Below are 11,717 nucleotides of genomic sequence, written 5' to 3'. Positions count from 1 at the left end.
GAGGCAGCGATCGCCCCCGGTCCGAAGGATTTCGACTTCAACATCCAGCAGTACACGATCACCGACGAGCGCAAGCAGGCAGTCGATTTCTCGTCCCCGTACTACTCGGCGGCCCAGGCTGTCGTGGCGATCGAGGGCGGACCGGCAGAGGGTGTCACCGACATCGATGGGCTGAAGTCCCTCGTCTTCGGCGCGATGTCGGGCTCGACCAGCGCGCAGACGATCGATGCGGTAGTTCAGCCCGACACGGCGACCCAGCTCTACTCGTCCAACGAGGATGCCGTCGCAGCCCTCAAGGCCGGGCAGATCGACGCGTTCGTGATCGACCTGCCGACGGCGTTCCTTGCCACGTCGCAGTACATCGAGAACTCCTTCATCGTCGGCCAGCTGCCCCTGGGCGGAATCGCCGATGAGTGGGGCGTTGTGCTGGCGAAGGACTCACCGCTGACGGCATCCGTGTCGGAAGCGATTGACGAGCTGCGCGCCGACGGCACGCTCCAGCAGATCACCGACCAGTGGCTGGATGCCGAGCAGGGCGTTCCGATCCTGCAGTGACCGCTCCCGCCCCTGCTGCCGCGGACGGCCCGCCGCCGCTGAGCGCCCTCGAGCTCGACCGCCGCGCCTATCGGCGCCGGCGGTCGCAGCGCTCTGTGCTCGTTGCGGTCGCGTCGACCGTGGTGTTCGGCGCGGTCGTCTGGCTCACTGTCATCCAGACGCCGGGGTGGTCGGCGGTACAAGAGGCCTTTTTCAATCCGCGGATCGCGATCGAGGCGCTCCCGAAGATCTGGGACGGATTCCTCCTGAACCTGCAGGTGCTGGGTCTGTCGGTCATCACGGTGAGCGTTGTCGCGTTGACTGTCGCGGTGCTCCGCACCCTGCGCGGACCGGTGTTCTTCCCGCTGCGGGTGCTCGCGGCCGGCTACACCGACCTGTTCCGCGGCTTCCCGTTCATCATCGTGCTCTACCTGGTAGGGTTCGGCATCCCCACGATCATGGATCAGCGCATCCCGCCGGTTGTCCTCGGGGTGATCGCGGTCACCCTCACCTACTCGGCATACGTTGCTGAAGTCATCCGTGCCGGTATCGAGGCCGTGCATCCGTCACAGCGGCTCGCCGCCCGTGCCCTCGGGCTCGGCCACGTGCAGACGCTTCGGCATGTCGTGCTGCCGCAGGCGCTACGCAAGATGACACCGCCGCTGATGAACGACTTCATCTCGATGCAGAAGGATGTCGGGCTGATCTCTATTCTCGGAGCCGTGGATGCCGTCGCGGCCGCCCGCTCGGAGGTGTCCCTCACCTACAACTTCACGCCCTATGTCGTCGCGGGCATCCTGTTCGTCCTGCTCGCCATCCCGACGATCCGGGTGGCCGACTGGTACACGGCGAAGCTGCAGCGTCGCGAGCAGGCGGGATCGGTCCTGTGAGCGCCGTGCTGAGGGCTGAGGGCCTGTGGAAGAGATTCGGCGACCAGCCCGTCTTGCGCGGCGTATCGCTCGAGCTCTCGCGTCACGAGGTCGTCGCGGTGATCGGTTCGAGTGGATCGGGTAAGTCAACGTTGCTGAGGTGCCTGAATCTGCTCGAGAGCATCGACGATGGCCGCATCCTGCTCGGTGACGATGACATCTCGGATCCGCGCGTCGATGCCGACCGGGTGCGTTCACGGCTGGGTACCGTCTTCCAGAGCTACAACCTGTTCCCGCACCTGAGCCTGCTCGATAACGTCACCCTCGCTTCCCGGGTCGTGCGACGGATTCCGCGCCGCGACACCGAAGAACGAGGAAAGGTGCTACTCGATCGGGTGGGGCTCGGAGCATTCGCGGACGAGCATCCCGACCGGCTCTCCGGCGGCCAACAGCAGCGCGCGGCGCTTGCGCGGGCCATCGCAACCGACCCCGAGGTGCTGCTACTCGACGAGATCACCTCGGCGCTGGATCCGGAGCTCGTCGGCGAGGTGCTCGGCCTCGTCCGTCAGCTCGCCGAGGAGGGTTCCACCATTCTGATGGCCACACACGAGATGGCCTTCGCGCGCGATGTCGCGCATCGCGTGCTGTTCCTCGACGAGGGACGCGTGCTCGAGGAGGGCACCCCAGCCCAGGTGTTCGGCGCGCCGCGCGAGGACCGAACGAGAGAGTTTCTGGCACGATTTCGTGCGTGAGGCGGGTAGCCGTTGGGCCACCCGCCTCACGCGCCGCTCTTATCAGGGGCGCTGACCACCGCCTCCGCCACCGCCCATTCCTCCGCCGCCCATACCGCCGCCCATACCGCCCGAGAGCGCGGTTCCGGTCTGAGCCGAGACCGTGGTGCTGCCGGTGCTGAAGGTATACGTGGCGCCGCTTGCGACATCCGCCGAGCTGAACACGACAGTTTCGAACTGCTTGGGCGAGGTCACCTCGGCGAGCACGGTGCCGCTGGAGTCGGTGATCGTGACGGTCGTGCCGGCTGAGCCGGAGACGGATGCCGCGACCCACGACTGGGACGACGTCGAGTCGGGTGTCTCGGCCATGCCCGAGCTTCCCAGCGCCAGCACCGTGCCGCCGGTGACCTCGATGCCACCGTTGGAGTCGAGCGCCCCGTTCCCGCTGTTCGTCGGACCGAAGACGACGGTCTGTCCGCCCGAGATCACGATCGTGCCGTTGGAATCCAGGCCGTCACCGTCGGCATCGATCGTCACGATGCCGCCCGAGATTGTGAGCGTCTCGCCTGAGTTCTGCATCCCGCCGCCACCCATGCCGCCGCTCGAGCTGCCGCTGGCGGCATTGAGACCGTCATCGCTCGCGGTGACGTCGACCGTGCCCCCCGAGATAGCAATGTCGGCTCCTTCGATCCCTTCGTAAGATTCAGTCACCGTCACTTCGCCAGATCGGATCTCCACGGTCTGCTCCGCGTGAATGCCGTCATCACCCGTCGACAGGGTGACATCGGCGCCACCGATGCCGACCGATCCGTCGCTGTGTACGGCGTCATCGGCTGCGTCGACGTTCACCGTGCCCTCGTCCAGGGCGACGACCACGCCGGCGGTGATCCCCTTCGGATCGGCGTCCGCCGACAGCGCGGCGTCTGCGCCTCGGCCCGCCTCGATCGTGACGGTTCCGCCGGTGACGACGGCGTCGGTGGCAGCGGCAATCCCGTCGTCACCAGCGGTGACCTGGACTGTCCCATCGGCGATGAGCACGTAGCCGCGCGTAGCATCGTCATCCTGATCGCTCTTCAGACCATCCCCGCCCGCGGTCACGGTGACCGTGCCGCCCTCGATCACGAGTGCGTCCTTGCCGCGCAGGCCATCGTCGATGGCGTCGACCTCGATCGTTCCCGACAGGATCACGAGGTCGTCGGTGCTGGTGATGCCGTCATTGCCGTTGCCGTCCACCGTGAGCGTGCCGTCGCCCGAAATCGTGAGGTCTGTGGCGGCGTAGATCGCGGCGTTCGCTTCCGCCTCATCGGCATAGCTGGATGTGTCTGAGACGGCGTTGGTCGTCCCGGACTCCAGGTAGATCGCGACGTCGTCAGCGGTCTGCACATCGATCGCTGCGCCGGATGTGTTCTCGATTGTCGCGCCGTCGAGAATCAGCACGACCAGCGCATCGTCAGGTGCGGCCACGATCACGGATCCCGCGAGATCCCCGCTGAGTCGATAGACGCCGGCAGCGGTGATCGTGACCGTGGAACCATCGATCGCGACAGCGTCCGATGAGCTGGATTCCGACGAACCGCTCAGGGTGACATCGACGGCGGATGCGGCATCCCACTCATCATCGTTGACGGTCGCGTAGTCCTCGTTGGCGGCAAGCACGGCTTCGGCGGCCAGGTCGGAGTCGACGGTCACGGTGGTCTCGATGACCGCGGTATCAGCCGTGGTCGACTCTGCCGTCGATGTCGTCACGGCGGTGCATCCCGCGAGGACCACACCGGTCACGACAAGGGGGGCGAACAGGAGGGGCTAGGCGGCGGCGCATGATGTCTCCTCTCGTGAGCCGACGGCGAAGGGACCGCGCAGGAGGCGCGACCACTTGTTGCGGGGAAGTTCGGGGTGAAGCGCGGCAAGGCCGGTCGCATACTTGCTCAGCGACACGGGCCGCGCGCCCAGGCGCCACAGGATCCTGTCGACCTCGCTCGCCTGCGACATGGACTTGGTTTCGACGATCGTCATGCCGGGAAGCTCGAAGCCTCCGCCGTCTGGTTCGATCCACTCGCGTGCCGGCTCATCGCGATACACGACGCCGTTACGGATGACGATGCCGGTGTCGCGGAATCCGTAGTAGTCGCCGTTGATCGCGAACACCGCCGAGTTGTCGGCAGCGATCGCCGAGGTGAGTTCGGTGATGTTCTCACCGAACTGATCCTTGGCGAACGCAGACCTCAGATCGGTGGCATCACCGAGCACAACATCGGCGACGTAATACGTGACGGCGTCGGACCCACTCCCGGTATGCACCGTGCTGATCGTGATCGACGTGTCGCCCGACGTGTAGGAGTTGTCGGTGATCACCGCCTCGGTGTCGGTAGCGGCGTCAGTGTCGGTGTCTGTGTCCGTCTCTGTCGCGTTCGATGATGTCCCGTACGAGGCTTCGTAGGCCGAGACATCGGCGATCTCCACGTGCTCGATCAGGAATCGGTCTGCGGCCCACCACGCCCCTCCGCCGGCCGCGAGCACCACGACCAGCCCGCCCGCCATCACTGCCCGCCGCAGCCGACGGCTTTTCCGCGGGAGCGTCACGGCACCCGGTTGTGTCGCACGGGATGCATCGCGTGGAGGGTGGTCGGCGGTCGAGGGTGAATCAGCCATCCTCTATGGGTACGCATCGGGGCTATGCCGACTGTCGGCGCACCCTGTTTCCCACCTGCCGGATGATCAAGCGCTGGGCATGATCCGACCACGAACTGGCTGGGAGTGCTCGTCGACCGTTCGGTCCACGGGGTGGTCAACGGGCGCGGCGGGACTCCTCAGTGGCCGGCGCCGAGTTCCCCCGAGAGTCTGCCGTGGAAGTCGGTAGTCGCCTCGTTCATCCCCTCAAGGATGACGCGCTTGCCGCGCTGCTCGTACTTCGTCACGACGGCATCCAATGCCGCGACAGTCGAGGCATCCCAGATGTGCGAGTTGGACATGTCGATGACAACACGGTCGGGATCGTGGGAGTACTCGAACTGGGTGGTCAGGTCGTTGCTCGAGGCGAAAAAGAGCTCTCCGTCGACGGTGTAGCGCGCCGTCGGAACTGATGCGTCGGCATCCATCTCTCGGCGCACCTGAACGAAGTGCGCGACCCGGCGGGCGAACAGCACCATCGCCGCGAACACACCCACGACCACGCCGATCGCGAGGTTGTGGGTCCACACCGTCACGATGACCGTGATGAGCATGACGGCAGTCTCGCTCTTGGGCATCCGGCGCAGGGTCGACAGGCGGATGCTGTGCCAGTCGAAGGTCGCGACCGAGACGACGATCATGACGGCGACGAGGGCTGCCATCGGAATGACCGCGACGATGTCGCCGAGCACGAGCACCAGGATCAGCAGGAAGACCCCGGCGAGGAACGTCGAGATGCGCGTGCGAGCGCCTGAGGCCTTGACGTTGATCATCGTCTGGCCGATCATCGCGCACCCGCCCATGCCGCCGAAAAGGCCCGACAGGATGTTCGCACCGCCCTGCCCGAACGCTTCGCGCGTCTTGCGGGAGTGCGTATCGGTGATGTCATCGACGAGCTTCGCGGTCATGAGTGACTCGAGCAGGCCGACCACCGCGACCGCGAGCGCGTAGGGAGCGATGATCTGGAGTGTCTCGAGGCTGAAAGGGACGTCCGGGATGAACAGGGTCGGCAGGCTCTCGGGAAGGTCCCCCTGATCGCCGACGGTGGGGATGTTCATGGCGAAGACGACAGCCGCGGCGGTCAACAACACGATCGCCACCAGGGGTGCGGGGACGACCTTCGTCCACAGCGGCATGAGGTACATGATGAGAAGTCCCGCGGAGACCATGGGGTAGACGAGCCAGGGCACATCGATGAGCTGCGGAAACTGCGAGACGAAGATAAGGATCGCGAGCGCGTTCACGAAGCCGACCATGACGCTGCGCGGGATGAAGCGCATGAGCTTGGCCACCCCGAGGGCGGCGAACACGATCTGGATGAGCCCCCCGAGCATCACTGTCGCGATGAGGTAGTCGACGCCGTACTCGCGCGCCACCGGCGCGACCACCAGCGCGATGGCGCCCGTGGCAGCGGTGATCATCGCGGGCCGGCCGCCGAGGAACGCGATAGCCACCGCCATGACGAACGACGAGAACAGGCCCAGGCGCGGATCGACGCCCGCGATGATCGAGAAGGCTATGGCCTCCGGGATCAGCGCGATGGCAACGACAAGCCCCGCAAGCACCTCTCGGGTGAGCAGCCTCGGGCTTCGCAGTGCCTGCAGCACTGTCGGTTCGATGCGGTAGCGGGCAGAGTTCTCGCGCGCAGGGCTGGTATCGGTCACGGCACTCCAGGGGAGATCGGGCGCCCTGGTGTGGCGCCGGGATGGCGGCGACCACCCTACCTGGGAGTGACTGGGCGTCCCTAACTCCGCAGAATCACCCGTACTCCGCATCCGTTCGGCTGGATGCTGCGAGGAACGTGCAAGATTGCGGAGTTCGTGAGGTTTGACTCCGGCGCTCGCGGCCCTCGCAGGGGCGGGCACGCCGTATCCTGATCCTGATTGGGCGTGAGGGGAACGACGGATGACGACAGTCGACGAGGCGGCCCGGCTGGAGGCGATCGACAGCTACGACGTGATCACGTCGCCACCCGCGTCTGAGCTTCAGGGCCTCGTCCGCCTCGCGGCGATGCTGTGCGAGGTGTCGAAAGCCGTCATCAACATCATCGATGATCGCTTCCAACACCAGATCGCGGCAGAGGGGTTCGAACCGGCGGTCTGCGCCCGCACTGATTCGATGTGTGTCGCCGTTCTGACAGAGCAGGCGCCCATCGTGATCTCGGATGCCCGGCAGGACCCGCGATTCCGCGCCAACCCGTTCGTCATGGGTGACATCGCCTGGGTGCGTTTCTACGCATCGAGCCCACTCGTGACACCTGACGGCGCGATCATCGGGACGCTCTGCGTGTTCGACGAGGACGTTCGGGAGCTTGACGACGACACCCGGCGCGGACTGGATGTTCTTGCACGGCAGGTCATCGATGTCCTCGAGCTGCGGCGCATTACCCGCGAGCTCACCGCGACCAATGAGATGCTCACGCAGTTCGCGGGGCAGATCAGCCACGACCTTCGCAATCCGCTGACCGCGTTGACCGGCTTCTTGGAGCTGGCATCCGACAGCCCCGACATCGAGCGGGCACCGCAGGCAGCCCGATCTCTCGCGCACGCCGAATCCGCGGCCGACCGGATGGCCGCGATGATCGCCGGCCTGCTCGAGTATGCGCGCCGTGGGTCGGCGGCGCCGCATCCTCAATCGGTGCGCCTCGACGAGCTGACCGCCGACGTCATCGCTGATCTGGGTGCGCCCATCGCCGCGACGTCTGCCACGATCGCGGTGGATGCCGATCTCGAGGTCTGGGCCGACCGCACGCTCCTGGGGGTTGTTATCCAGAACCTCGTGGCGAACGCGGTGAAGTTCGCAGCGGCCGCGGGCGTCACGCCGCACGTCGAGGTGAGGGGAACGGGAACCGCATCAGGTTCTGTCATCACCGTCGACGACAACGGGCCGGGTGTGCCCCGTGACCTTCGCCGGCGCGTGTTCGATCTGATGGATCGGGGCGACGCCGTGGGCGTCGAGGGACTGGGTCTCGGACTCGCCACCTGCCGCCGCATCATCCAGGCCCACGGCGGCCATGTGATCCTTGAGGACTCGCCGCTCGGCGGCGCGCGGGTGCAGATCACGCTGCCGAACCCGCCCGGCCTGAACTGACGGGCCGACGCGGCGACCGTAGCGCACAGCCGGGGTGTGGAAGCGCTCCCAGACAATTGTCGGCGGCCTTGCCATGACTCCCGATTCCGCTTCCCCCACCGCGCCGCGCCGCGACATCCAGGGCCTGCGCGCGCTTGCCGCCTGGCGGTGCTTGGCGCGCACGCCGTCGGATGGCCCGCCGGGGGATTCGTGGGGGTCGACATCTTCTTCGTGATCTCCGGCTTCCTCATCACGGGGATGCTGCTCTCCGAGATCAGCCGTCGTGGCCGCGTGTCGCTGGGGGGTTCTACGCGCGCCGGGCCCGTCGCATCCTTCCCGCTGCGCTCGTCACCCTGGGCGCGGTAGTCGGTGCCGCCTTTGCGCTTTTCAACACCGTTCGCGCAGACCAGACACTGTGGGATGCCACCAGTGCTGCGCTGCTGGTCTCGAACTGGCGCTTCGCCGCCCAGGGAACCGACTACTTTCACGCCGCCGACGCCGTGTCGCCGCTGCAGAACTTCTGGTCCTTGTCGGTGGAGGAGCAGTTCTACCTCGCGTGGCCGGGTCTGCTCGTGGTTCTCGTGCTGCTGATGCCCGTTGCCGCGCGTGGGCGCGGAGCAATGCGGATCGTGGTGGGGATCGCTGCGGGAGCGGTAGTCGCGGCATCCTTCGTATGGGCGCTCGCGCAGACTGAGGCGCAGCCGACCCTCGCCTACTTCTCCACGTTGACACGGGCGTGGGAACTGGCCGCCGGTGCGCTTCTCGCTGCAGCGGTTCCGTTGCTCGCACGCATCCCGCGACCGGTCGGGATCGTGCTGGGATGGGTCGGGCTCGCCGGCGCGGTGGTCTCGGTCCTGATCATCGAACCCACCGCTGCCGGCTTTCCGGCGCCGTGGGCTGCGCTGCCGGTCATCGCAACCTCTCTCGTGCTCGCGGGCGGAGCGGCGGGAGATCCGCGTCAACGGCACCTGTTTCCGCTGACCAACCCTGTGAGCGTCTTCGTCGGCGACATGTCCTACTCGCTGTATCTGTGGCACTTTCCCGTCATCGTCTTCGCCGCTGCACTGCTTCCCGAGTCCGATCAGATGATCTGGATCGTGCTGGCGGCCATCGCCGTGCTGAGCCTTGGTTCGTACTTCGTCGTCGAACAGCCATTGCGGTACGCCCCGTGGCTGGGGGCCCGGATGCCGAGGGTGCCCGATCGTTCGATATCCGAACCGGTGGCGCCACCCGCGGCGCCACCGGTGGGCACCGGGCCCGCAGTCCGTGCTGCGACCTCGACTCGGCCCGCGGGATGGACGCCGGGAACGCGGTATTTCCCCGACAGCCGCCGGGCGACACCGCCAGCCGTGCCTCCCGTGCCTCCGGCTGCGTCCACTGGTCCGGCCGCCCCCACGGGACCGTGGTCGCCGTCCGCTGCGCATGATGGTGCAGCCCCGGTTGCGGTCGAGGCGGCGCCCGAACACGAGGCGGAGCCCGGTCGAGTCTGGCGTGAGCGATTCGGGGCTCAGATCTTCCTGGCGACGGCGGGTCTGCTCGCTGTCGCCCTGGCAACAGCGACGTGGGTTCATTCCACGTCCGGCGCGGGCCCGCTCATTCAGCCGCCGGCAATTGCTGATCCCTCGGCTCCGGCGCCGGCGGCAGACCCGACGGCACAGCTGCCGGCGGAGCTGGCTGCGGCAGTCACGGCGACGTCGTGGCCGGAACTGCGTCCGTCCCTCGACGAGGTCATGGCGCAGTCATCCGGAGCGAATCCGGCGCACGATTGCTTTTCGCCGACGGTGATGCCAGACCCCGCGGCGTGCACGTGGGGGAGCGCTGACGCGCCGACCCACCTGTACCTTGTCGGCGACTCGACGGCGATGGCCTACGCTCCTGCGTTCCGGGCGATGGCCGAGAACAGCGGCGGTCAGATCTCTGCAACCACGATGGGGCTCTACGGATGCCGTTTCACCGATGTCCTCGTGCAGAACGACGGCGACGGGATCATGGCTGCCTGCCCGCAATGCAAGGAATTCGTTCGCGCACTGATCGCGGCTGATCAGCCATCCCTGCTCGTCGTCTCGAACGTCTTCACGCTTGGGCGCTCGACGGAAGGAACCGATCTGTCTGCGCAGGATCTCGTCACGGCGGCGCAGGCCGAGACTGCCACGTACGGAATGCCCGGACGAGTCGTGTACCTGGCTCCGCCGCCGCAGGGAGTGAACCTCGGTGCGTGCTACTCGCAGGTGTCGTCCCCGGCGGCGTGCGCGGCCGCGGTCGACGACACCTGGATCGCGATGTGGGAGGCGACAGCAGCCGCCGCGGCGGCATCCGGTGATCATGCCATCGACGCGCTGCCATTCAGCTGTTGGGAGGGGATCTGCCCCGCGTTCGCTGGGACGCTACCGACCAAGTACGACCAGACGCACCTGACGGTCCCGTATGCAGAGCACATCGCGCCGTATCTCACGTGGGCGCTTCAGAGCCAAGGCCTCATCGCCAACGGCTGACGGTCTCGCGATCACCCGAGGTGCTCGTCGAGCGCCGTCATCACGGCATCCGGATGGGCCAGTCCGACGAAATGCCCTGCCTCGGGAAAGTTCACGAGCGTTGCCGAAGGCAGCGCGCTGACCATTCGTGAAGACCAGACAGGTCGGATGAGCTGATCGGCGTCGCCTTGGATGATGGTCACCGGCGCAGAAACCTCGGCGGGCGTGAAGCCCCACGGCGCTCCGAAGACCCGGTACTCGTCGACCGCGCCGTCGATCTGCGTGACTGCCTCGAGCATGCAGGCGGTATACCACTCGGAACGGGCGCGGATGATCGCCGCATCGGCGGGCCCCAGCGATTTCTCCGACAAGCGTTCAACCTGCTCTGGCCTACGGCGTAGCATCCGCCGCATCACATGGAAGTAGCTGCGGGCTGTAGCGGGCAGGCGCCGGGACAACGTGATGAGCCGCCGGTCCATGCGGTTGAGCTCGCGGAGATTGTCGGCGTCGTCCAGCGGCAGCGCGCCCGCGATCACGACGACGCCTCGAATCCTGTCAGCCTGTGCCACGGCAGCCGCTAGCGCATACTGTCCGCCGGCCGACCAACCCAGCGCGACGGCGTCGGTCGCGCCGATGTCGTCGAGAACGGCGCCGACATCCTCATGTCCCCACGAGAGAATCGACCGCTGCGGGTCGCGATCGCTCATTCCGACTCCGGGACGGTCGGGCGAGACGATCCGGATGCCGCGGTCGCGCGCAATCTCGTCGTAAGCCGACGCATCCCCGGCGCTCACCAGTCCGCCGTGAGCGCTGATGACTGTGCGCGATGAGCTGGTGTCACCGAACACGCGATAGCCGATCGCACGGCTCCCAACGGTGACCACGCGCGATGCGGACCCCGTGATCTGAGGCTCCATCGCCGGTTCAGTTGGCGGCGTTATAGGCCTCGAGAACGGATGCCGGAACTCGTCCGCGCTCCGAGACGGAGTACCCGTTCTCCTTGGCCCACGCGCGCACGGCGCTGTAGTCCTGCTGGCCCGAACGCCGGCGCTTGCGTCCCGCCGCCGATGCGCTGTGCGACGCCGAGATTCGGCGTCCGGCCGAGACATACGGCGCCAGCGAATCCCGCAACGCTGCGGCATTCGCGTCGGTGAGATCGATCTCGTATGCGACGCCGTCGAGGGAGAACGTCAATGTTTCTCCTTCGCCGATCTCCAGAACGGTTCCGTCGAGATCATCGACGAGTTGATGAACGATTTTGCGTGCCATATGTCGAGTGTATTGCGAATGCATCCCTGAGTCGGGAGATAAAGTCCATCGCGGGGTGAATTCCGTTCTTTCGCGACCGGACCCCGAATTACGGCAGAATTCCGGCA

At 66.7% G+C, this 11,717-nt stretch carries 10 protein-coding genes; 5 read left to right on the top strand and 5 right to left on the bottom strand.

The genetic code is table 11. The annotated features are described in order from the left end of the window. The 3 genes from B3587_RS15840 to B3587_RS15830 all read left to right on the top strand — a co-directional run. The coding region (locus tag B3587_RS15840) for a transporter substrate-binding domain-containing protein (protein ID WP_292730472.1) at positions 1 to 555 on the top strand (555 nt) is incomplete at its 5' end. Then, complete coding sequence (locus B3587_RS15835; protein ID WP_292730469.1) at positions 552 to 1,424, top strand: amino acid ABC transporter permease; 873 nt, start codon at positions 552 to 554, stop codon at positions 1,422 to 1,424. The genes B3587_RS15840 and B3587_RS15835, both read left to right, overlap by 4 nt. Continuing rightward, positions 1,421 to 2,155, top strand: coding sequence for an amino acid ABC transporter ATP-binding protein (locus tag B3587_RS15830; RefSeq protein WP_292730466.1), 735 nt, complete (start codon positions 1,421 to 1,423; stop codon positions 2,153 to 2,155). The genes B3587_RS15835 and B3587_RS15830 overlap by 4 nt, the downstream gene beginning before the upstream one ends. A 42-nt stretch (positions 2,156 to 2,197) precedes the next feature. Here B3587_RS15830 and B3587_RS15825 read toward each other — a convergent pair whose 3' ends face one another. The 3 genes from B3587_RS15825 to B3587_RS15815 form a co-directional block, all read right to left on the bottom strand. Then, positions 2,198 to 3,880, bottom strand: a complete 1,683-nt coding sequence (locus B3587_RS15825) for a carbohydrate-binding domain-containing protein (RefSeq protein ID WP_292730463.1) — start codon at positions 3,878 to 3,880, stop codon at positions 2,198 to 2,200. Between the two features lie 57 nt (positions 3,881 to 3,937). Next, a complete protein-coding gene (locus B3587_RS15820; RefSeq protein ID WP_228177173.1) occupies positions 3,938 to 4,672 on the bottom strand; it encodes a hypothetical protein in 735 nt (244 codons plus the stop codon). Positions 4,673 to 4,941: 269 nt separating this feature from the next. Further along, the gene (locus tag B3587_RS15815; RefSeq protein WP_228176889.1) at positions 4,942 to 6,465 is read right to left on the bottom strand and encodes a SulP family inorganic anion transporter; all 1,524 of its coding nucleotides are present in this window, start codon (positions 6,463 to 6,465) and stop codon (positions 4,942 to 4,944) included. Positions 6,466 to 6,706: 241 nt separating this feature from the next. On the opposite strand from B3587_RS15815, the gene B3587_RS15810 reads away from it, so the two are divergent. Then, positions 6,707 to 7,891: a sensor histidine kinase gene (locus B3587_RS15810; RefSeq protein ID WP_292730457.1), complete on the top strand. Its 1,185-nt coding sequence runs from the start codon at positions 6,707 to 6,709 to the stop codon at positions 7,889 to 7,891. A 170-nt stretch (positions 7,892 to 8,061) separates the two neighbouring features. Beyond that, positions 8,062 to 10,362 carry an acyltransferase family protein gene (locus B3587_RS15805; RefSeq protein WP_292730454.1) on the top strand — a complete coding sequence of 767 codons (2,301 nt, stop codon included), beginning with the start codon at positions 8,062 to 8,064 and terminating at the stop codon, positions 10,360 to 10,362. Positions 10,363 to 10,373: 11 nt separating this feature from the next. On the opposite strand, the gene B3587_RS15800 is transcribed toward B3587_RS15805, so the two are convergent. Continuing rightward, positions 10,374 to 11,225, bottom strand: coding sequence for an alpha/beta fold hydrolase (locus B3587_RS15800; protein ID WP_228176892.1), 852 nt, complete (start codon positions 11,223 to 11,225; stop codon positions 10,374 to 10,376). 40 nt (positions 11,226 to 11,265) lie between these two features. Continuing rightward, complete coding sequence (locus B3587_RS15795; protein ID WP_292709046.1) at positions 11,266 to 11,610, bottom strand: histone-like nucleoid-structuring protein Lsr2; 345 nt, start codon at positions 11,608 to 11,610, stop codon at positions 11,266 to 11,268. Positions 11,611 to 11,717 lie beyond the last annotated feature (107 nt).

The sequence above is a fragment of the Microbacterium sp. UBA837 genome (assembly GCF_002296025.1).
Taxonomy (GTDB): Bacteria; Actinomycetota; Actinomycetes; order Actinomycetales; family Microbacteriaceae; genus Microbacterium.
Note: the sequence above shows the minus strand (reverse complement) of the source record. Positions and strands in the feature narration are given on the sequence as shown.